General features: G+C 39.3%; 22 protein-coding genes and 1 rRNA gene. 18 read left to right on the forward strand and 5 right to left on the reverse strand.

Annotated features, from left to right (window positions below; translation table 11 throughout):
• Nucleotides 1-4: 4 nt before the first annotated feature.
• The 4 genes from MKY30_RS07460 to lhgO are packed head-to-tail and all read left to right on the forward strand — an operon-like array spanning nt 5 to nt 4,623.
• On the forward strand, nt 5-706 hold the full coding sequence (locus tag MKY30_RS07460; RefSeq protein WP_147211460.1) for a FadR/GntR family transcriptional regulator: 702 nt from the start codon (nt 5-7) through the stop codon (nt 704-706).
• A gap of 12 nt (nt 707-718) precedes the next feature.
• Nucleotides 719-2,125, forward strand: a complete 1,407-nt coding sequence (locus MKY30_RS07465) for an FAD-binding oxidoreductase (protein ID WP_147211459.1) — start codon at nt 719-721, stop codon at nt 2,123-2,125.
• Nucleotides 2,118-3,389 carry a (Fe-S)-binding protein gene (locus tag MKY30_RS07470; protein WP_341083307.1) on the forward strand — a complete coding sequence of 424 codons (1,272 nt, stop codon included), beginning with the start codon at nt 2,118-2,120 and terminating at the stop codon, nt 3,387-3,389. The genes MKY30_RS07465 and MKY30_RS07470 overlap by 8 nt, the downstream gene beginning before the upstream one ends.
• Nucleotides 3,390-3,417: 28 nt before the next feature.
• Nucleotides 3,418-4,623, forward strand: a complete 1,206-nt coding sequence (lhgO, locus tag MKY30_RS07475; RefSeq protein ID WP_147211457.1) for an L-2-hydroxyglutarate oxidase — start codon at nt 3,418-3,420, stop codon at nt 4,621-4,623.
• A gap of 78 nt (nt 4,624-4,701) precedes the next feature.
• On the opposite strand, the gene MKY30_RS07480 is transcribed toward lhgO, so the two are convergent.
• Nucleotides 4,702-4,971: a hypothetical protein gene (locus MKY30_RS07480; protein ID WP_147211456.1), complete on the reverse strand. Its 270-nt coding sequence runs from the start codon at nt 4,969-4,971 to the stop codon at nt 4,702-4,704.
• A gap of 229 nt (nt 4,972-5,200) precedes the next feature.
• Here MKY30_RS07480 and MKY30_RS07485 point away from each other — a divergent pair, with 229 nt between their 5' ends.
• The 6 genes from MKY30_RS07485 (at nt 5,201) to MKY30_RS07510 (ending at nt 11,525) form a co-directional block, all read left to right on the forward strand.
• Nucleotides 5,201-6,448 carry a cytochrome P450 gene (locus tag MKY30_RS07485; RefSeq protein WP_341083309.1) on the forward strand — a complete coding sequence of 416 codons (1,248 nt, stop codon included), beginning with the start codon at nt 5,201-5,203 and terminating at the stop codon, nt 6,446-6,448.
• A gap of 251 nt (nt 6,449-6,699) precedes the next feature.
• Nucleotides 6,700-7,107 (forward strand): CotD family spore coat protein, encoded by a 408-nt coding sequence (locus MKY30_RS07490; protein ID WP_371863307.1) that lies wholly within the window; start codon nt 6,700-6,702, stop codon nt 7,105-7,107.
• Between the two features lie 234 nt (nt 7,108-7,341).
• Nucleotides 7,342-8,748, forward strand: coding sequence for an NADP-dependent phosphogluconate dehydrogenase (gene gndA, locus MKY30_RS07495; RefSeq protein ID WP_341083310.1), 1,407 nt, complete (start codon nt 7,342-7,344; stop codon nt 8,746-8,748).
• A gap of 140 nt (nt 8,749-8,888) precedes the next feature.
• Complete coding sequence (locus MKY30_RS07500) at nt 8,889-9,560, forward strand: hypothetical protein (protein ID WP_339284099.1); 672 nt, start codon at nt 8,889-8,891, stop codon at nt 9,558-9,560.
• A 108-nt stretch (nt 9,561-9,668) separates the two neighbouring features.
• A complete protein-coding gene (locus MKY30_RS07505) occupies nt 9,669-10,319 on the forward strand; it encodes a YdeI/OmpD-associated family protein (protein WP_341083312.1) in 651 nt (216 codons plus the stop codon).
• Nucleotides 10,320-10,349: 30 nt separating this feature from the next.
• The gene (locus MKY30_RS07510) at nt 10,350-11,525 is read left to right on the forward strand and encodes a GNAT family N-acetyltransferase (protein ID WP_147211451.1); all 1,176 of its coding nucleotides are present in this window, start codon (nt 10,350-10,352) and stop codon (nt 11,523-11,525) included.
• 73 nt (nt 11,526-11,598) lie between these two features.
• Here MKY30_RS07510 and MKY30_RS07515 read toward each other — a convergent pair whose 3' ends face one another.
• The gene (locus tag MKY30_RS07515) at nt 11,599-12,459 is read right to left on the reverse strand and encodes a YihY/virulence factor BrkB family protein (protein WP_341083315.1); all 861 of its coding nucleotides are present in this window, start codon (nt 12,457-12,459) and stop codon (nt 11,599-11,601) included.
• 491 nt (nt 12,460-12,950) lie between these two features.
• Here MKY30_RS07515 and MKY30_RS07520 point away from each other — a divergent pair, with 491 nt between their 5' ends.
• The 3 genes from MKY30_RS07520 to MKY30_RS07530 are packed head-to-tail and all read left to right on the forward strand — an operon-like array spanning nt 12,951 to nt 14,069.
• The gene (locus MKY30_RS07520) at nt 12,951-13,397 is read left to right on the forward strand and encodes a DUF948 domain-containing protein (RefSeq protein WP_147211449.1); all 447 of its coding nucleotides are present in this window, start codon (nt 12,951-12,953) and stop codon (nt 13,395-13,397) included.
• Nucleotides 13,394-13,846 carry a DUF948 domain-containing protein gene (locus MKY30_RS07525; RefSeq protein WP_147211448.1) on the forward strand — a complete coding sequence of 151 codons (453 nt, stop codon included), beginning with the start codon at nt 13,394-13,396 and terminating at the stop codon, nt 13,844-13,846. The genes MKY30_RS07520 and MKY30_RS07525 overlap by 4 nt, the downstream gene beginning before the upstream one ends.
• Nucleotides 13,836-14,069: a hypothetical protein gene (locus MKY30_RS07530; RefSeq protein ID WP_147211447.1), complete on the forward strand. Its 234-nt coding sequence runs from the start codon at nt 13,836-13,838 to the stop codon at nt 14,067-14,069. Before MKY30_RS07525 ends, MKY30_RS07530 begins: the two co-directional genes overlap by 11 nt.
• Before the next feature lie 49 nt (nt 14,070-14,118).
• Here MKY30_RS07530 and MKY30_RS07535 read toward each other — a convergent pair whose 3' ends face one another.
• Nucleotides 14,119-14,550, reverse strand: coding sequence for a DUF948 domain-containing protein (locus MKY30_RS07535; protein ID WP_147211446.1), 432 nt, complete (start codon nt 14,548-14,550; stop codon nt 14,119-14,121).
• Nucleotides 14,551-14,818: 268 nt separating this feature from the next.
• On the opposite strand from MKY30_RS07535, the gene cwlD reads away from it, so the two are divergent.
• From cwlD to MKY30_RS07550, 3 genes are all read left to right on the forward strand, one after another.
• Nucleotides 14,819-15,547 (forward strand): N-acetylmuramoyl-L-alanine amidase CwlD, encoded by a 729-nt coding sequence (gene cwlD / locus MKY30_RS07540; protein WP_147211445.1) that lies wholly within the window; start codon nt 14,819-14,821, stop codon nt 15,545-15,547.
• Nucleotides 15,540-15,854 carry a hypothetical protein gene (locus MKY30_RS07545; protein ID WP_147211444.1) on the forward strand — a complete coding sequence of 105 codons (315 nt, stop codon included), beginning with the start codon at nt 15,540-15,542 and terminating at the stop codon, nt 15,852-15,854. The genes cwlD and MKY30_RS07545 overlap by 8 nt, the downstream gene beginning before the upstream one ends.
• Nucleotides 15,855-15,915: 61 nt before the next feature.
• A complete protein-coding gene (locus MKY30_RS07550; protein ID WP_339284106.1) occupies nt 15,916-16,974 on the forward strand; it encodes an Mrp/NBP35 family ATP-binding protein in 1,059 nt (352 codons plus the stop codon).
• Between the two features lie 95 nt (nt 16,975-17,069).
• On the opposite strand, the gene gerD is transcribed toward MKY30_RS07550, so the two are convergent.
• Nucleotides 17,070-17,687, reverse strand: coding sequence for a spore germination lipoprotein GerD (gerD, locus tag MKY30_RS07555; protein WP_156988068.1), 618 nt, complete (start codon nt 17,685-17,687; stop codon nt 17,070-17,072).
• Between the two features lie 277 nt (nt 17,688-17,964).
• Between gerD and MKY30_RS07560 the strand changes: the two genes are divergently transcribed.
• A complete protein-coding gene (locus MKY30_RS07560; RefSeq protein ID WP_147211441.1) occupies nt 17,965-18,618 on the forward strand; it encodes a KinB-signaling pathway activation protein in 654 nt (217 codons plus the stop codon).
• Nucleotides 18,619-18,847: 229 nt separating this feature from the next.
• On the opposite strand, the gene pdaB is transcribed toward MKY30_RS07560, so the two are convergent.
• The gene (gene pdaB, locus MKY30_RS07565) at nt 18,848-19,603 is read right to left on the reverse strand and encodes a polysaccharide deacetylase family sporulation protein PdaB (RefSeq protein WP_147211440.1); all 756 of its coding nucleotides are present in this window, start codon (nt 19,601-19,603) and stop codon (nt 18,848-18,850) included.
• Nucleotides 19,604-20,241: 638 nt separating this feature from the next.
• Here pdaB and MKY30_RS07570 point away from each other — a divergent pair.
• Nucleotides 20,242-21,804 (forward strand): 16S ribosomal RNA (locus MKY30_RS07570).
• Nucleotides 21,805-21,870: the final 66 nt, after the last annotated feature.

Below are 21,870 nucleotides of genomic sequence, written 5' to 3' on the forward strand. Positions count from 1 at the left end.
TGGAATGAAACCGTTTAAAAAAGAAAAGTTATCTGATATTATTTTTTCCCAGTTAGAAAATATGATCAAAACCGGCGAATACTCAGAAGGACAAAAGCTGCCTTCTGAGAATGAACTGGCAAAATATTTTGATGTCAGCAGAGTCCCAATTCGTGAAGCAATCAGTAAGCTGGTCTCTGTAGGATATGTAGAGTCTATGCAGGGAAAAGGGAGCTATGTCAAGCGTCTGGATGCAGCAGATGAATTTAAGGCGTATACGTATGGCGAATTTACAAAAAAAGAGTTATTTGATCTTTTGGAAATGAGAGCACTGCTGGAAGTAGAAGCAACGGGATTCAGTGCAGCGAGACGGACGCCAAAAGCACTTCTGGAAATTGAGCTGGCGCTGAAGGATTTTGAAGAAATTACAAGTAATGAATATTCGATTGGGTTAAAGGCCGATTATAATTTTCATAAAGCAATTATTCAATCGACAGAAAATAATTATATTATCCAAACCTTTCAAAACTTAGAGCGTGTGCACAGAAATGCTTTGGAGTATTCACTGAAGCTTAATGTAGGTAAACCCAGAAAAAGAGAAGAAGTTTATAGTGAGCATGAGCGTATCTATCTGGCAATAAAATCTCAAAATGCAGCCGAAGCAAAAGAAGCAATGAGATTACATCTGCAAAACATGCGCAGGAAATTAGGTGACGACAGAATATAGGTGGGTTTAGTGATGAAAGAAAAAATAATAGAAAAATTATCGGAAATCGTAGGAGACCGGCTGCTGACAGATATTGATGAGCGTGTGTCCTATGGGTATGATGCATCCTTTGGCCAATATATGCCTGACTATGTTGTTCAGGTGATGTCGGCGGAAGAAGTGCGGGAAATCATCCAATTGGCTAATACTTATGAAATCCCTATTTATCCTAGAGGAGCGAGTACAAGTCTTTCTGGAGGGCCGTTGCCTGTACATGCCGGGATTGTGATGGATTTTTCACAATGGAATCAATATCTGGAAATATTCCCGGATGATTTATTAATTAAAGCAAGTCCTGGTGTGAAAACAGGAGATATTCATCAACTAGCGGAGGAGCATAATTTAATGTACCCTCCCGATCCTTCCTCTTCTTCTATTTGTACAATTGGAGGGAATTTAGCAGAAAATGCAGGTGGCCCCCGCGGTGTAAAGTATGGTGTGACAAAGGACTTTGTATTAGGTCTGGAAGTTGTTACTGCTGAGGGAGAGATCATTCGCACAGGGGGGAACACTGTAAAAAATGTAACTGGCTATGACTTAACGAAGCTGTTAATAGGCTCAGAGGGGACGCTTGGCATTATTACAGAAGCAACATTAAGACTGATTCCGAAGCCTATGGATACGAAAACAGCAATGGTTATATTTGATGACTTATATACAGCAGGGAAATCTATTTCCAAGATATTAACATCTGGTGTAAGACCATCTAAAATGGAAATCCTTGATCAGAATGCGATAAATAAAGTGGAAGACTACGCCAGGCTTCATTTACCTAGAACAGCTGCAGCAATCCTGCTTGTGGAAGTGGACGGAGATCCAGATGCGCTGACAAAGGAATTAAATGTTATTCAGCGTGCACTCTTAGAAATTGAAGTAGATAATGTGCAGATTGCGAAAACCAAAGAGGAAGAAGCAAGGCTATGGCAAGTGAGGAAACTAGTTTCACCTGCAATTGTCCAAAGCGGTTATACCAAAATATCAGAGGATGCCACTGTTCCCCTTAGCAAGATTCCGGACATGTTTCGGAAAATTGATGAAGTGAAGAAAAAGTATAATCTGAATATTGTTGTATTTGGACATGCGGGAGACGGCAACCTTCATCCAACAATTAATACCAATATGCGGGATGCAGAAGAAGTTTCCAAGGTGGAAGATGCAGTAGAAGAAATTTTTCGTTATGCGATTGAATTAGGCGGAACGTTATCGGGTGAGCATGGAATCGGGACGATGAAAAAACCTTTCTTCCCTGTAGAAGTTGGAGAAGCAGGTATGCTGTTTCAAAAGGCAATTAAACAAGCGCTTGATCCGAAGAATATCTTGAATCCAGGAAAAATATTCCCGGAAGCGGGAGAGAAAAGGTTAGTGTTAAAAAATGACTGAAACATTGATTGAAAAGTTAGATTATCAGGCGACTTTTGACTGTGTGCAATGCGGCTATTGCCTGCCTGCATGTCCTACTTATCTGGCTTTCAAAAAGGAAAAGCATTCTCCAAGAGGCCGTATCAATTTGGTGAAGATGGCTGCCGAGGGGAAGATTGGTATAGAGGATATGCGGGAAGGTATCGATTTATGTCTGGGCTGCCGGGCCTGTGAGACAGTCTGCCCAACGAATGTCCGCTATGGAGACATCCTGATGTCAGCAGTCGAGGTATTGAAAGATAATAAAAAAATGGGGATCTTTGAAAAGGGTGTAAGAAGGGCTGCATTTAAAGTGGTTCTTAAGAACAAACAGATTCTGAGACTGGTAAACAAAGGATTATATGCCTATCAAATTTCAGGAGTGAAACGTCTGATTAATCGTCGTAATCTTCTGAAGCCAATGGAGAAATATCGTGATCTAAATAAAGCAATGCCAGATGTACGGTTGAGCAGACGTTTGAAGAATCCGCCCAATCCATTTAGAAAATCGGCAATTCAGGTCGGTTTCTTTCAAGGCTGTATTATGGATGTATTTTTCAATCGTATTAATGATTTGGCTGTCAAAATATTGAGCAGACACGGAATGGAAGTGACGAACATTCCATCGCAAGCATGCTGTGGTGCCCTGCAGCATCATGCAGGCGAGCATAATCAGACAGTAGAGCTGGCGAAGAAAAATATTGAAGCGTATGAAGCATATGACTTTGATTATATTGTAAATACGATTGGTGGATGCGGAGCGACGTTAAAAGAATATCCTAAGCTATTCAAGGAAGGTACAGAGTGGCACCGACGGGCGGTAAATTTTACGGCAAAGATTAGAGACATTTCCGAGATGATGGCAATAGTGGATTTGAATTTTCAATATGAAGTTTCTAAGAATGCCATATTTCAGCCGTCATGTCATTTGGAAAATGTTCAGCAGGTGTTTGAGGATCCGTTAAAAATAATTAAAAGCATTCCTGGCTTAAACTATATAGAGCTAAAGGATAAAGCGCTCTGTTGCGGATCAGCAGGAATTTATAATATCCTGCACTTCGAGGAATCCATGCAAATTTTAGATATGAAGATGAAAAATGTCAAAGTGGCAAGGCCCGAATTAATTATTACTTCCAATCCCGGCTGTCATATTCAAATGCAGTTAGGTGTAGAACGAGAGGGCTTATCTGATGAAATTTCCGTAAAGCATATTGTGGAAGTGGTTGCGGAGGCTTGTGGTATTTAAAAATTGGCAAAAGACAGGAGGGGGTAAAATGAAGGTAGATGTCCTAATTGTTGGAGCAGGAATTATTGGCTTAAGCACTGCTTATCAGCTATCAAAAATCCATCAGGATAAAAAAATTGTTGTTGTAGATAAAGAAACAGAGGTGGCGAAGCATCAGACGGGACATAATAGCGGTGTGATTCATTCAGGAATCTATTACAAACCGGGGTCCTATAAAGCAAGATTTGCCCGGAATGGCTCCAAGTCGATGGTAGAATTCTGCGATACACATGATATAAAGTACAATCAATGCGGCAAGGTGATTGTGGCTACCGACGAGTCTCAGATCGCAAATATGAATAAGTTATATGAAAGAGGAATAGAAAATGGTTTAGATGTAGAGCTCTTAAACAGTGATGAGGTTAAAGAAATAGAACCATTTGTAAATACAGTCGGCGGAATACATGTTAAAAATACAGGAATCGTTGATTTTAAAAAGGTTACTGAGAAGTATGGAGAGCTTTTCGTAGAGAATGGCGGGGAACTGCGTTTACATAATGAAGTAAAAGATATACAAATTGAGAAAGAGATAATAACTGTAGTAACCAGCCAGGAGAAGTATGAAGCAGATTATTTGATTAATTGTGCCGGGTTATATAGTGATAAACTGGCACGTATGGCTAATATCAAGACAGATGTTCAAATTATTCCATTTCGAGGCGAGTATTTTGAATTAGATGAACGTATTGAACATTATGTAGAGACACTTATTTATCCGGTACCCAATCCTGATTTACCATTTTTAGGCGTGCATTTTACAAATATGATTAGCGGCGGGGTAGACGTCGGACCTAATGCAGTGCTTGGGTTTAAAAAAGAAGCGTATCAAAAAATCGGTTTTAATTTAAAAGAAACATCGCAAATCCTCACCTTCCCCGGTCTTTATCGAATGGGCTTAAAAAATATCAGGGAAGCTGTCGGTGAATACTATCGTTCATTTAGTAAAAAAGCATTTGTAAAGGAAGCGCAAAAATTAATACCTTCATTAAATGCAGAGGATATCAGGCCGATGGAAGCTGGAGTCCGCGCACAAGCAATGAAGCCTGACGGGACTATGCTGGATGATTTTTATTTTGAAGAAAATGCGTACAGTCTGCATGTATTGAATGCTCCATCTCCTGCTGCTACATGCTCAATTGAAATTGGAAAAGAAATAGCTAAACGATTTAATCAAAAAATGGAATCAGTAATATGAAATCAATTTTCTTGAACAATTATTTAAGGGCTGCCTTCTCGTGTACAAGAGGAGGCAGCCTTTTTTAGGTTTAAATAATTATTTATTTTTTGGATGTGTACGAGTCCAGGAAATAATCACCATCAGTATAAGAACAGCTGTGGAGCTGATAAAAGCAGCCAGACTTATATCACCTATAAGAGATTCCTCTCTTCCCTCAAAGAAATAACTGAGGAATATACAAATCAAACTGAGTGAGCTGACAACCATTGGCGGTACGATTCGCTTCTCTTTTAAAAATATACTTATTAGAAATAGAATAGCACCAATACCAATCATGATTGGTAAGTATCCTGTTAAAAATTCCATTCTTATCACTCCAGTAACTGACTAAATTTTAACCTTCCTTGTATATAGTTTCCCAAGTGTGAATGTAATTAATCTAATTTCTTTTGTTCTGCTTTATTTACTTTCTAATTAAGGCAGTTATTTTACAGGATTGGAACTTGTTAAACCAGACTCCGGTTTTTTTGTTTAAGTTGGAAATAAAAAAGGAACGATAATATTAAGAGATATTATTTATGGAGGGTGAATTAAAATGTCGGAGACACATATGCCAAAAGACAAAGGTCTGGATCATACGCTGAAGCTTTTAGATGAAGGGTATCGTTTTGTAACCAATCGCTCGGATAAATTTGAATCACGTATATTTGAAACAAGACTTCTAGGTGAAAAAACCATTTGTATGGTAGGTGAGAAAGAGGCAGAGCTTTTTTATGATAATACCAGGTTCTCCCGGAAAGATGCCACCCCTGGCCGGATTCAAAAGACATTATTTGGAGAAGGGGGAGTTCAAGGATTAGACGGTGCAGAACATCACCATCGAAAAGCTATGTTTATGTCGCTTATGACAAAGGCAGGTCTGGAAGAGATGTCTGCTATTATTCGGGAAGAATGGGAGAGGGAAATAAAACAACATTCCAATACGGAAATACAAATTTATCAAGCGGCAAAACATATATTAACGCAAGCCGCCTTACGCTGGACGGGAGTACCTTATCAAGAAGCGGATGTGCCGGAATGGGCTGATCAATTAAGTGACATGTTTGAAGAAGCCGGGACAGTTGGATGGAATCATTGGCAGGCAAGAAGCTCGAGGGCCAAAGCAGAGGAACGGATAGCGGGCTTGTTAGAGAGAATACGCAAAAAATCTGCAGAGGTCAGTAAGGATAGCCCGGTATACCATTTTGCAATGCATCGTGATTTAGATGGTGAATTACTTGATGTTCAAATCGCTGCAGTCGAATTATTAAATTTATTGCGCCCAATTACAGCAATTGCTGTGTATATTGATTTTGTTCTTCTGGCTGTTCATGATTACCCGGAGGAAGTGGAAAAATTGGCTTCAGATGAAGACATACAGCATTTTATTCAGGAAGTAAGACGATTCTATCCATTTTTCCCTGTTGCTCCTGCGCGAGTTAAAGAAGATTTCAACTGGAATGGATATACTTTTGAAGAAGGAACATTAACCTTATTAGATTTATACGGTACAAATCACGACCCGGATATTTGGGATAGACCGGATAGCTTTCAACCAGAACGATTTCAAGCATGGAAGGAATCGCCGTTTAACTTTATTCCACAAGGTGGAGGAGAATTTAATATCGGTCATCGTTGTGCCGGTGAGTGGATGACAATAGATGTATTAAAAACAACACTGGATTTTTTCGTGAACAACCTTTCTTTTGAATTTACAGAGCAGGATTTAAGCTATGAAATGAATGATATTCCGCCGGTTCCGAAAAGTGGAGTAATTATCAAAGAGGCACAGTTGAAAAAGTGATGAGATTAAATAGTATTTGAATAACCTTAAAGGCTCCTTGTTAAAAATAATGCTTTAAGGTAAGTTTGTATTTTAAAAAAGCTGCCCATCAAAAATACCCTGGCAATCGGGTTACCGTCTGTCAGGGACTTTTTGATGGATAAGAATAGAGGAGAAATTCCTGAAAAATAGGTCTTTATATCAAACCGACTATGATGAGTGTACATAGTCTATAGAGAAAGATTAAAGAAATGGAAAGGAGGTCCTTTACGGTGAGAGGTAGTAAACATCATCAAGGACAATTCAATCAAGGCTGGGGGAACCAACAGGTACAAGGAGCTTCTATGAAAGGGAATTGCAATAATATGTCACAGCAAATGCCAATGCAGCAAATGCCGCAGCAACAAATGCAACCGGAATTTTGTGCTCCACAAGTATCACCTACGCAACAAGGTCCGACACAAGTGTCTCCAACAAAGCAATACGTAAAAACAAACGTTTCTAATACTGAGGTAAAGCATATCCATCCTAGTCATACTACAAATGTTAACAAACATATGACAACACACAAACACTATTTTCCTCATACAGAATCTGTTGTAAATGATATTAAAGAACAGCATGTTATGTGCGGAAAACCGCATCATCCTTGCCCACCCCAAGGCCCTTGTGGATGCTGAAGGATTAGGATCTGAATAAAAAATCATCAATTCGCAGTCTGATGTGATGCTGCGGATTGGTGATTTTTTTATGAATTTTGAGCAACCTAGTATAGTCTGAATTGGCATGTTGATTCGTCTGACTTATCTCATTATTAAGAAAAGAAAACGTGAGGGTTGGTTTCTACAGAAGAAATCCGTTATAATAAGAAAAGATTCAATTTAAATTTTTTAGGCAGAGAGGAAAGAGTATATATGAAGCAGGAAATTGGTGTTATCGGTCTAGCCGTGATGGGAAAAAATATTGCATTAAATATAGAGAGCCGAGGCTTTGCGGTTTCTGTTTTTAACCGCACCTATGAAAAGACAGAACACTTTATGGAAAACGAAGCAAAAGGAAAAAACTTCTATGGTGCAAAAACAATTGAAGATTTCGTTCAATCACTTGAGAAGCCCCGCAGAATTATGCTTATGGTGAAAGCTGGCCCTGCAACAGATGCAACTATCGCATCCCTGCAGCCATATTTAGAGGATGGCGATGTCTTAATTGATGGTGGAAACACCCTCTATGAAGATACAATGCGCCGTAACGAAGAATTAGATAAAACGGGTATTCATTTCATTGGAACTGGTGTATCCGGCGGGGAAGAAGGAGCTCTCAAGGGGCCTTCTATGATGCCTGGCGGACAAAAAGAAGCTTATGATCTGGTTGCACCAATCTTTGAAGCTATTTCTGCCAAAGTAGATGGTGAGCCATGTGTTACTTACATTGGACCAAATGGTGCAGGCCATTTTGTGAAAATGGTTCATAATGGTATTGAATATGGAGATATGCAGTTGATCGCTGAGGCATATGATCTAATGAAGAATGTTGCCGGTTTAGATGCAAAAGAGCTGCATGAAGTATTTAAAGAATGGAATAAAGGAGAGCTGGACAGCTTCCTGATTGAAATTACTGCAGATATTTTCACGAAAGTCGATGATGAAACCGGGAAGCCGTTGGTTGAAGTGATTCTTGATAAAGCAGGACAAAAAGGTACTGGAAAATGGACAAGCAAAAACGCACTGGACTTAGGTGTACCACTTCCATTAATTACAGAGTCCGTGTTTGCCCGTTTTATTTCTTCCTTAAAAGAAGAACGTGTAAATGCAAGCAAATTACTCTCCGGCCCTGCTAAAGCAGAAGTATCAGAGAGCAAGGAAGAGCTTATCGAAGCAATCCGGCAGGCACTTTACATGAGTAAAATTGTTTCTTACGCACAAGGCTTTGCACAAATGCGTGCGGCTTCTGAAGCAAATAACTGGAACTTGAAATATGGTGATATCGCAATGATTTGGCGCGGCGGATGTATTATCCGTGCAAACTTCCTGCAAAAAATCAAAGATGCCTATGATCGTGAGGAGGATTTACCAAACCTTATGCTTGATCCTTATTTCAAAGAAATTGTAGAAGGATACCAAGCTTCTCTTCGTAAGGTTGTTTCTTTAGCAGTTCAGCATGGGGTGGCAGTACCGACATTTGCAAGTGCAATTGCTTATTATGACAGCTATCGTTCAGAGAATCTGCCTGCTAACTTAATCCAGGCACAGCGTGATTACTTTGGTGCGCATACGTATGAACGTAAAGATAAAGATGGTGTCTTCCACTCTCAATGGTTTTAATGGCCATGTAAAAAAAGTTTCTTGTGTTTGATAATGAAAGAATGTCCTGGAATCAAATAGCTTTGATTCTGGGATTTTTTTATAAGTGAGAAAGAAGTTTGTAAGCTATATTTAAAGTATCTGTTGGGGATGGGGTAAATTTGAGAAAAAGATTAGGCTGCTTACATGCTCATTATTCAAATATAGGATATATAGATGAGGCATTTTCCGCGTATGATATTGAATTGATTCATTTTACTGATCCAGGATTAATGCATCGAGTTACTTCAGATGAAAAATTTCAAGAAGCAGATGCTCAAAATAGAGTGAATGAACAAATAGAGTGGATTGCTCAATGTGATGTTGATGCTATCCTTATCACCTGTACAAACTATATTGCTGTTTTAAAGGAAGATCAGCTTTCTATCTCTGTTCCAATTATTAAAATCGACGAGCCTTTCTTTGCTTTTATCTCTAATATAGAGCAGCCCCAGAAAATTCTTTTTACAAATCCGGCAACAATTCAAGGAACAATAGATCGGCTTAAACAGTATGCTGATTACCATCAAAAATCTTTAGATTTAGAAGTTGCGGTTATCGGCAATTCGTTTGACTTGATCATGCGGGGGCTAAAGGGAAAATACAATCAAAAAATTTACAAATATTTAGACCAGGCTGTGAAGGAAGAAAATAAAATTATTTCCATTGCTCAATTATCCATGGTTGATGCAGCTAAGCAAGTTGAAGAAAAAACATCGAAGACAATTATTAACCCGATGAATACACTGGTACCGTTTATTGTGAATCATTTAGTATTAGAGAAGAACGAATAGGCATTATTTAATTAAAAGGAATAAAAAAAGCTTTTTTAGGATTAACGGGCCTTCTTGGTAAAAAGTGATGCACAATGATATATTTGGATGAAGCAGGGAGTGAATATAGTGGCGATTATAGATAAATTAAATCTCAATAAGTACAAAAACATGGCTGTCATCAATCAGCCAAAAGATTATGATATATTTACAGGACAAAACCAGACACTTGAGCAAGAGCATGATGCTATTTTTATTTTTGTAGAAACCCTGGATGAGATGGTTGTACATACAAAGGAAGTTATAGAACGCCAGTTACTGCTTCCAAAGGGTTACTTATTTTTTGCCTACCCCAAAAAGGGGAATAAGCGCTATAACATGTCTATCCACAGGGATGAGATTTTTCCGGCAATGAAGGTGGACGAGGAAGGTTATGTACCTCATAGTGATTTGAAATTTTCCCGTATGGTGCGTATGGATGATGTATTTACTGTTATTGGCTTAAAACGCGAGCAGCGAACAAAGAAGAAAACAGTCTCTGCAAGTCAGCGTGTGGCGGATTACGCTGAAAATATAAAAGATATTGAAGCATTATTAGCTGATGATCCAGATATACTTTCATTTTATCAAAGTTTGACACCAGGTTATCAAAAAGACTGGGCTCGTTTTTTATTTTCTGCAAAACAGCAAAAGACACGTGCTAAGCGTAAACAGCAGATGTTTGATATTTTGTCTCAAGGGTATAAATCGATTGATCTGTACCGGCAACAGAAGAAGTAAGTCAGTTTTATCGAAAAGAGGAGGATGGTTATGATTCAACAGATTCCAATCACAAATGATGAAATTTATGAGTTATCCGCTTTTGCCTTTCAATTTACACCTGCACCGGAAGAAATAGAAAAGAAAAAGGAAGCAAAAAAACATGAAACGGTATGGGGATGGCTGGAGGGAGAAAATCTGGCTGCCAAGGTTCATCTTATTCCATTAGAAACACGTATTCATGGAAAAATCATAAAAACTGGGGGCATTTCTTCAGTTGCCACATGGCCTGAATATCGAAGGAAAGGTGCTGTTCGTCAACTGCTTATCCATGCTATTAGAGAAATGAAGAAAGAAGGCTATCTTGTTTCTTACCTGGCACCATTCAGTGTTCCATTCTACAGAAAATTCGGCTGGGAAATGACAATCAATGAAATGCAGTTTACAATTCCGATGGAGCGCGTACCAAAGTTTAAGGGCATAAATGGTAATGTACAACGCATGAAGGCAGGAGAAGAATCCGTTTTAAAGGAAGCTTATCAGGAATATACGAAGCAGTATACAGGTATGCTCGCCCGCGATGATCATTGGTGGGAGCATAAAATCTTCAGCAAGAAAGAGCTGAATACAGCGATTAGTTATGATGATAAGGGAAACGTTGACGGCTATATACGCTATAAAGTAAAAGATAGCAAGATGAATATTGATGAATGGGTTGCGATTACTCCAGACAGCAAAAAAAGGCTGCTTCAGTTTATTTCCAATCATGATTCTATGGCAAAGGAAGTACACTTGACGCTCCCAGATGATGATTTACTTCCGCTTTTTATGGAAGAGCCAAGAGCAAAGCAGGAGCAAAAACCATATTTTATGACGAGAATTGTAGATGTAGAGTCTTTTCTAAAGGTATATCCATTTTTAAAGCAGGGGGACAGGGAAGAGACTTATACCATTAAAGTGAAAGATGAAATTTGTGAGGAAAATAGCGGTTTTTATCAGATTCATTTTCAAAATGGAACTCACCACATAGAAAAAACAGAAAATCCGGCAGAACAGAATTTGACTGCATCGTTGAGTATTCAGCAATTAGCAATGCTTTTATTAGGGAAAATAACGCTGGAGCAGCTATATCAGCAAGCGTTTATTTCTGGTGACTTGGATAATATAGTAAAGCTGGACACGTATTTACCTAAAAAACAGCATCCATACCTGGCCGACTTTTTCTAGAGAGACGCAGAAACATTCCTATAAGTGAAAACAAAGCCCTGACTTCATTATAAAAAGACAGGGCTTTGTTTAATTATTCTTCCTTACCAGCTGCAGTTTCTTCTCTAGCTTCCGTGGAATCATCTACTTTTTTCTGGTGATACATACTATTTAGCAAGGCCCCTACCAAGAGGATAACACCTGTTAAGAAGAACCAGATCATCAGGATGATAATTCCCCCAAGACTTCCGTAAGTAGCTGAGTAGTTGCCAAAATTAGATACATAAATAGAAAAAGCAAATGAGCTTACTAACCATAGAATACTTGCTGTTAATGTACCTGGAAGAATATGCTTGAAAGAAAGCTTCTTATTTGGAGCAAAACGATACAATCCCAATAAGATAGCAGTAACAATTACAATTACCATGATTAAACGTGATATTTGCAGAATAAGTCCTGTTCCTTCACTGATGCCGACAAAGGAGATTAAGAAATTAACAATAACATCACCGAAAACAAGCAGAGTGATAGATGAAATTGCTGCTAAAAGTAATCCGATAGTCAACAGGACAGCTGTTCCGCGCACCTTAATGAACGGTCTTGTCTCTTCCACTTCAAACGCCTGGTTTGAGACTTGAATAAATGCATTAATTCCATTTGATGCAGACCAGATAGTACCTAAAATCCCCACGGTTAACAATCCGCCACGGGGTGTTTCCACCAGACTGACGATATTTTCTTCGAAGGTTGAAGCTAATTCTTGCGGTAAGATGGATCCAATAAATCCAACAGCGTCGTCCGGGCTTATGTTAAAATAGGGAATAATTGCAAAGCCAACGATAAGAAGCGGGAAGACGGCTAATAGAAAATAATAAGCAAGTGCAGCTGCAAGTAGTGTCGTATTATTCTCAGAAAAACGTTTCATAAATTCTTTACCAAATTGTTTTATATCCATAGTCGCCTCCAATGATAAATTTTTATACCTTTTCCATTCTAGTGCTATTCCCTGAAAAATGGAATAAATATATTCATAAAGTTTAGGAAAAGATAATGGTATATGAACTCTATACCCGAAAATGAAAAGAAATAATCTTGGTGGATGGGAGAAATGATAAAATTCCTGTTTGTACGGTGAATAGAACGTCCTAATATTCGCATTCGCCCTAAGGGTTTTCTATGAAATGAGCAATCGGAGTATTGACAGGGTTGTATGGAATTAACCGCTGCATTCGCTTTGAAACATAAGTCTGATTGCGTTTTTGTAATATTATAGAGAAGAAACGTTTTATTTATTTTGGCAGGTGGTATAATATTGACTATAGAGGCTGTTCAAAAAGTCCGGTAAAAAATGAATGTATAAAAGAAATGCGGGCAAGTGCCTGGAAGAAACGGCAAGTTCATTATATCCTTTTGAACATGCAATGAAAAAGGAGGGGATTTTTACATATGCCTATTATTTCTGTAGGACTTTTACTTATTGCCATCGCGTTCGCTGTCGTTTGCTGTTATATAGCATTTACATTAAATCGACTTTCCTATAATATTCGTTCGCTCGGCAGGTCAGTTGTAAAAATGGAAGAGGAAATGAATCATATTACACCTGAAATTTCGACATCTTTGCAAGAGGTGAATCATTTAATTGATGATACGCACAAAAAACTGCAGGCAACAGACAGTGTCTTTGGATCTTTAGAGGATGTAGGCACTTCTGTTCAGAGCTTAAACGAGGCTTATAAAGTGAAGCGGCAGGCATTGGATGATGGTAAACTCGAAGAAAAATTAAACCTGGCGATGAAAGGTATCACTTGGAGCGAAGCAGCGATACAAATTTATAAGAGCTATCAGGCAAGTAAAATGAATAAAGTCAATCAGCAGAGGGAGGAAGTAAAATGACATTGATAGGGATTGGCGTCATTATTATTGGAGTCGCATGTGTTATTTTAGCTATTTTTATTGGTCATTTATTAAATAACTTAGCAAGTGTATTAAGTGGCGTTGACAAGACGGTTCAGCAATTACCAGAACAATTGGATGGCATTTTAAAAGAGACAACAAGTATTATTCATGAAAGTAATCAGGCTTTAGCGGATATAAATGATAAGATGGAGCAATTAAGCCCTCTATTTTATATTGTTGGCGATGTTGGAAGTGCTACAAGAAAACTTTCTTCTTCTCTAGTAGATGTAACCAGCTCTGTGAAAACAAAAACAGAGGTAGGTCAGGAAGTTTCAGGTAAAAATAACTTAGGCGGTGTATATGGTGGAGTTGCTCTTGGTTATTATTGGTTAAAGAAAAAAAGAGATTTAAAACGCGAGAAGCGGGCATATACACATGAGCAGTAAAGCGTATAAAGCCGGGATTGTTGCCACTACAGTTGTTGGAGCTGCGTTAGGCTGGACTGCAGGTGCATATGTGAAAAAGAAGCGGTCTTTAGAAGAAAACCCATCATTATTAACCCGTCTCCGTGATTTCGAACAGCGTCTTTATCATGACGGCTTTCAAAAATCAACAGAGCTTCAGGAGATACGGCAGGAAGTTGAAAATAGAATTGCAGAAGAGAAATAAGAAATCCGCTTGGAACCTCGGTTCCAAGCGGATTTCTTATTTTATGACATTATTTCTTGTTCAGCTTTACAAGGAAATAACCGATAGTTGCTAAGCCGTAAATTCCCTGCAAATTTTTATTTGCTATTGTCAGATTAGCTTCTTCTGTTTTTTCCTGTAATTGATTTGCCGTTTTAAGTACAGATGATGTCATATTATGTGTAGCTCGTCCAGCGTCACCAACCAGATAGAACAAAGGAGATAATTCCTTGATTTGTTGATTGACCTGCTGCAATGTTTCGTTACCTGTTTTAAGGACATCCGTTATTTGCGAGGTAATTCCCTCTACCTGCTCTGGTAACTGATCCGTAGTTTTTTGAGCACTGGCAATGAGCTTGCCGGCTCCTCCAAGCTTTAGGAATAGAAAACCAGCTACTGCCATTAAGCCCAATCCAATCAGAACAGCTCCAATACCTAATAAAATTAATATCCAATCAGCCATAATTATACCTCCGAATCATTATTCCTATATATACAATATCACATGAGGAATAGTTTAAAACATTTATTTTTATTTTAGCATACAAGAAAAGATAAGTCATAAACCTAGCAATAAGCCCATAAATTTTAAATAAAAGGAGTTTGCTGTTTAATTTTTATAAAGTTGTACATGCTGTATCAAACAGTATTGAAATAACGGTATTCTTTGAAGTTTGCATTTCCAATCGCGGTAAGCAATACAAATTTATGCCAGAAAGGAACGAAGCGATATGTCAAAAAAGAAGAAGCTGGCTTTTTGGTTTCTAGGTTTATTTTTACTTATTTTCTTATTACAGTATCCCACAAGGGAAGCAATTAATTCTTCTAATTCCACCTGGGCATTGCCATTAAACGGAAAAGTTATTGTGATTGATCCCGGGCACGGCGGCCCGGATGGAGGAGCCGTGGGCTCAGACGGGACAGTGGAAAAAGATATTGCATTGTCAGTATCCAAGATGGTTCAATCCTACCTTATGCAGCACGGCGCGCTGGTTTATTTAACACGCGAGGAGGATGTTGATTTAGCTTCTGAGGGGACAAGCGGTCTAGCTAACCGGAAGTCGGAGGACATACGGAATCGATTAGCATTTATTCATGAAAAAGAGCCGGAATTCTTTATTTCCATCCATTTAAACGCATTGCCTTCCAGTCAGTGGCATGGCGCCCAGACCTTCTATTATCCAAAATATGAAGAGGGGGAGCATCTGGCAACGATGATTCAGGATGAAATTATCCGTAATTTGGAAAACACGGATAGACAGCCGCTTGCTATTGATCATATGTACTTATTAAAGCATGCAGAGGTACCCGGTGCATTAGTAGAAATCGGGTTTTTATCAAATGTGACGGAACGTGAGCAGTTAAAGGATGAAACATATCAGCGTCAAATGGCAGCCAGCATTTATGAAGGGATTTTGCGATATGTTACGGAAGAAATGCAGACAGAAGAGAGTGAGTAAGGTATTATCTTTTTGTTTTAAAACTTTTAATAAGTGTAGAGATGAAGAGGCTGATATTAAGCCTCTTTATTTGCTTAAGCTGTATTGCCTAAAGACGTCTTCTGATTGTATTGCTGCTGACTTATATCCTTTCAATATGAAGCAGGCAAACCGCCTGAATGAAGTTTTGTTTTATCACAGCATGAGCGTCCGTAATTTCTCCGGCTGGGAAGGGAGAAGAAAAGGTAATATAAATGGAGAAAAACGGACACTACATCTCCTGATTAACTCAACTACCATTCAGCCGGTTGAAGAGCAAACCGCCTGAATGAAGTTTTGTTTTATGTTATACTAGCTCATGGATAGATTCATATAAGGATGGTGAAGACATGTTAATACAAGAAGAGGTTATAGAGTTGCTTAACTCTGTAAAGGATCCTTTTTTACATAGAAGCTTAGAGGAATTAAATGCTATACAATCCGTTACGATTAAGGAAGAGAAAAAGCATGTCAGTGTGAAAATTGGAATTTCCAAAATGAATACTGGCGAACAAATGCAGTTGCAGCAAGAGATTGTAGGTATTTTAAAACGTAATGGTGCCAATACAGTAGGGCTGCGATTTGAACAGCTGCCAGAAGAAACGATAAAGAAATATCAGTCTGAAGCGGAAAAAGCAAAAGAAGAAACGTTAATCAGTGGTGCTTCCAATACACAATTTGTTGCTGTAGCAAGTGGAAAAGGGGGCGTTGGTAAATCAACTGTAACCGTTAACTTAGCGGTTTCCCTAATGCGTTTAGGTAAAAAAGTAGGAATTATCGATGCGGATATTTATGGTTTTAGTGTACCGGATATGATGGGTATAGAAGAAAGACCGGTTGTTCGCGGGGAAAAGATCATTCCTGTTGAGCGTTTTGGTGTCAAAGTTGTCTCCATGGGCTTTTTTGTGGAAGATAATTCACCGATTATCTGGCGTGGCCCAATGCTTGGCAAGATGTTAAACAGCTTTTTCACAGAAGTGGAGTGGGGAGAATTAGATTATCTATTGCTTGATTTACCACCTGGAACAGGGGATATTGCAATGGATGTCCACGAGCTCTTACCATCTTGTAAAGAGGTTATTGTTACTACACCGCATCCAACAGCAGCTTTTGTAGCAGCACGTGCGGGACAAATGGCTTTGAAAACAGATCATGAGATTCTTGGTGTTGTTGAAAATATGGCGTACTTTGAAAGCAAGAAAACAGGTGAGAAGGAATACGTTTTTGGAGAAGGCGGCGGCAAGAAGCTTGCTGACGTACTGAAAACAAAGGTTCTTGGCCAGTTGTCACTCCAACAGCCTTATGAAGAAGAGGATGAGTTTGCTCCATCTGTTTACCAGGAGGATCATCCTAATGGAAAAGAATATCATAAAATTGCCGCAAAAATTATTGCGAAATTAGAGGGGTAAGATAGAAAAAGATAGGACACTTGTTTTGACAGCAGCGTTCTATCTTTTTCGTGTTTTAAAGAGGAAATACATATGCAGGAAAGTTTATTCAAGTACTAACTGGATGAATCATCACTATTTTCATCGCCGTTAGATGAATTTTGGTTACTTTCCTCACTGCTGCCACCGGATGAATCTTTCTTTGCAGCTTCTTCTAGAGCCTTGTTTATCTTTTCCTGGAATAGCGGAGATTGAAGTGTTTCTTGTATGGTTTTTTCAAGATGGGCGCGAAATGCCTGGCTTGTCAAAATAGAAAGCATCTGCTTATCGACCTCAGGGTTTTTCAATATTTCAATCATTTGTTCCTGGAATTGGCTGTCATGCATGAGATCCTTCATAAGGTTTTTTTGCTCACCGGAGATGGACTTCGCATAAGTTTGTATGAATTCAGGATCTTGGAACATTTTCTTCCAATTTTCTTTACTTTCTTCAGATGATATAGCCTTTGTTACAGTTTCTTTTACTTCATCAGATTCTATAACCAAAAGCTCCTGTAATTCTTTATCGGCTAGTAAATCCTTTAATGCTTCCTTACCTTCCTCTGTCTGAAGAATATCAATGACCATCTTTTTAGTGGTTTCATACTCTGCTTCATGAGAATCATCATTGTTTCCGCAAGCAGAGATAAAGAAAATGGATAAGACTAGGAATAAAATGGATATGTGACGTTTCATAAAATACGCTCCTTTCTTTATGAAATAAGAAAGTAAAAACTTTTTTCATGCATGTATTCTTTCATTAAGGATAGGGCTGTTTTAATTTTCAGCGCCTGCTCAAGCAATAAAGACAGGTACAATTCCAGTGTCGATTTGATGAGAAGGTCTGTAATGAGAACATAATCTATATACTCTTAATATGTTTGATAATTTAACAAAATATACACAAGCAATGAAGAAAAATCGGACACTTCATGATAAAATACGAGTGGTTACTTCTTTAGGAGGTGAAAAATTGAACACAAGAATATTAGTTAATTTCTTTTGGAAAGCATTCTGGTTTGGTGGGCTTGCCGGATTAATTGCAAGCTTTTTTATACGACCAGAGGAATATCTTACATATATGTCTCCATTTGATGCATTGGAGTTACTCGGGGTATTTCTTTTCTTCTTAGCGCTTGGTCTGACATTTGCGGCAGTAAGTATGACTGGTTTTTTTGCATATTTATTTGTGAATCGGATGGGGCTGAATTTATTTAAAGGGTATTGGCCAACAGTACAGGTTGGTCTGATTGTCTTTGTTTTATTTGATCTTATCTACTTCCCGTATCGTGCTGCAGAGGGAAATGCAGCGATATATTGGTTTATACTGATTGCAGCAGCGATGCTGGTGATTGGATGGAGTGTTGCAAAGATAAAAGCAAAAGAAACCAATTCGACAGCTTTTGTTCCTGCACTTTTTTTCATGATTGTTTTTACAACGGTCGAATGGGTACCCGGATTAATGGTGGACAGTATAGATTATGCCTGGTTGATGGTTGTACCATTATTAGTTTGTAACACTTATCAGATCTTAACACTTCATCGGTTGCCTTTCGTGGAAAAAGAACCGAAAAAAGGGCAAACATCTATATCAAAATCTAAAAAAAATTCAACTAAAAAAGCGTAAAGCAACTTCATATAAATAATTATATGGCCTTTCCTTTGCTCTGCCGTATTGTGATTTCTTTCTTCTATTATGATAATTAAACAGGCAGCTCCTTTCTATATAGAAAGGAGCTGCCTGTTTAATGTTTACAAACTAATCTATATTCAAAAGACCGGCATATTGCCTAGATCTAAATTTGTGAATAAAACTTTATCTTTTAAGAAACAGCATTCAGAAATGACAGAATGAGTTAATCAATCAGCTCCGCGTCTGCTTTTGCCTGGTTAATCATCTCAGATATAGTAATCAGTCCAAACCCTTTATTTTTTAAGCCCGGTAGAACTGTTTCCAGAGCTTCAGCCGTTTGTTTAGCGCTGTCAGAAGCATGTAAAAGTATGATATCACCGTTTTCTGTTTGTTTCATAACCTCATCAATAATTACTTCTACTCCAGGGTTTTCCCAGTCATCCGGATTCACATTCCAATGAACAACCTGAAATTGCATACCCTCTGCGAGTTCAATAATTTCCTCGTTTAAATGGCCGTGTGGTGTACGAAGAAGCTGAATATCCTCATACCCTAATTTATTCATTACTTCCTGTGCTTTTATCAAATCCTTTCTTATTTGTTCCGGCTCTTGGTCTAAATAACTTTTGTAACGATAGCCGAGCAGGCCGATTTCATGTGCTCCTTCAGAAATAGCTTCCAATAAATCTGGATGACGCTCAGCCCATTCACCGCTGACAAAAAACGTAGCCTGTACATCTTCATTTTCTAATACTTCAAGGATGCTTTCTACTTTTTCTTCTCCCCAGCTAATGTTAAAGGTGACGGCAACATCTTCTAAATCTTCATTTCCTTTTGATAGAGCTGCAGGTTCATCCTTAGTAAAAATAGCCATGATAGAGGAGGTTTGCGTCCAAATAAGAATTGCTGCTGCGAAAACAATAGCTGTTATTAATAATATTTTCTTCCGGTTCAAGCGAATTGTATAGAAGTGATTCAATTTTGTTCCTCCTTTTTTTGTTGTATTAAATTAAGAATTAGTTGAAGTAGTGCGAAATAGTTTGTTCTAGTCTATATATATGTTGTATATTTTGAGATATGTACAAGCATGCATTATTCTATAGAGAAAATTATGATAGAAGTGTGGGGGAAAGGAATGAATCAGTTGATATGGTGTACTCTTGGTGAAATAGATAACAGGAGACAAGAGAAGGGGGCATGAGAGAGCAGCATTCATTGTATAAATGGTTGTAAAAGGTATAATTTCTTGGTGAAAAGGGAATAGAGTATCTATATGTAGAGAGTTCTATAATGCTTTATCAAGAAGAAAATGAAAAAAGTAATTTGTTTAGTTTTTTTGTGGAAAAGTATTGCCCTTCTCCATTTTCTATGGTATATTAATTTCTGTTGTCAGAAGCGAACGAATCAAAACGAAATTACTTCGACAAAACACTTCAAAAAAAGTGTTGACAACAAAAACGAAACATGATAAATTATATCTTGTCGCGAAAAACGACAGATTAAAAATTGCTCTTTGAAAACTGAACAAAACAACCAGTACGAAAGAAGAAAAACACCTCGTTTTTCTTGAATATTTAAGTCAGAAGTTGACTTCTGAAAGCTAAAGAAACAAACACTTTTATGGAGAGTTTGATCTTGGCTCAGGACGAACGCTGGCGGCGTGCCTAATACATGCAAGTCGAGCGCGGGAAGCGGACAGAACTCTTCGGAGGGACGTTCGTGGAACGAGCGGCGGACGGGTGAGTAACACGTAGGCAACCTGCCTGTAAGACTGGGATAACTCGCGGAAACGCGAGCTAATACCGGATAATACTTATCATCTCCTGATGGTAAGTTGAAAGGCGGCTTTTGCTGTCACTTACAGATGGGCCTGCGGCGCATTAGCTAGTTGGTGGGGTAATGGCTCACCAAGGCGACGATGCGTAGCCGACCTGAGAGGGTGATCGGCCACACTGGGACTGAGACACGGCCCAGACTCCTACGGGAGGCAGCAGTAGGGAATCTTCCGCAATGGACGAAAGTCTGACGGAGCAACGCCGCGTGAGTGATGAAGGTTTTCGGATCGTAAAACTCTGTTGTCGGGGAAGAACAAGTATGATAGTAACTGATCGTACCTTGACGGTACCCGACCAGAAAGCCACGGCTAACTACGTGCCAGCAGCCGCGGTAATACGTAGGTGGCAAGCGTTGTCCGGAATTATTGGGCGTAAAGCGCTCGCAGGCGGTTCTTTAAGTCTGATGTGAAATCTTGCGGCTCAACCGTAAACGTGCATTGGAAACTGGAGGACTTGAGTGCAGAAGAGGAGAGTGGAATTCCACGTGTAGCGGTGAAATGCGTAGAGATGTGGAGGAACACCAGTGGCGAAGGCGACTCTCTGGTCTGTAACTGACGCTGAGGAGCGAAAGCGTGGGGAGCGAACAGGATTAGATACCCTGGTAGTCCACGCCGTAAACGATGAGTGCTAGGTGTTAGGGGGTTTCCGCCCCTTAGTGCTGAAGTTAACGCATTAAGCACTCCGCCTGGGGAGTACGGCCGCAAGGCTGAAACTCAAAAGAATTGACGGGGACCCGCACAAGCGGTGGAGCATGTGGTTTAATTCGAAGCAACGCGAAGAACCTTACCAGGTCTTGACATCCTTTGACCGCTCTGGAGACAGAGTTTTCCCTTCGGGGACAAAGTGACAGGTGGTGCATGGTTGTCGTCAGCTCGTGTCGTGAGATGTTGGGTTAAGTCCCGCAACGAGCGCAACCCTTGATCTTAGTTGCCAGCATTTAGTTGGGCACTCTAAGGTGACTGCCGGTGACAAACCGGAGGAAGGTGGGGATGACGTCAAATCATCATGCCCCTTATGACCTGGGCTACACACGTGCTACAATGGACGGAACAAAGGGAAGCAAGCCCGCGAGGTCAAGCAAATCCCATAAAACCGTTCTCAGTTCGGATTGTAGGCTGCAACTCGCCTACATGAAGCCGGAATCGCTAGTAATCGCGGATCAGCATGCCGCGGTGAATACGTTCCCGGGTCTTGTACACACCGCCCGTCACACCACGAGAGTTCGTAACACCCGAAGTCGGTGAGGTAACCTTTTTGGAGCCAGCCGCCGAAGGTGGGACGAATGATTGGGGTGAAGTCGTAACAAGGTAGCCGTATCGGAAGGTGCGGCTGGATCACCTCCTTTCTAAGGATTAAAAAGGAACGTCGATGAAGTTCGCCACGTCGTGTGGCAACATCGACATAACCCACA

The organism is Oceanobacillus sp. FSL W8-0428 (genome assembly GCF_038004405.1).
GTDB classification, from domain to species: domain Bacteria; phylum Bacillota; class Bacilli; order Bacillales; family Amphibacillaceae; genus Oceanobacillus; species Oceanobacillus sojae.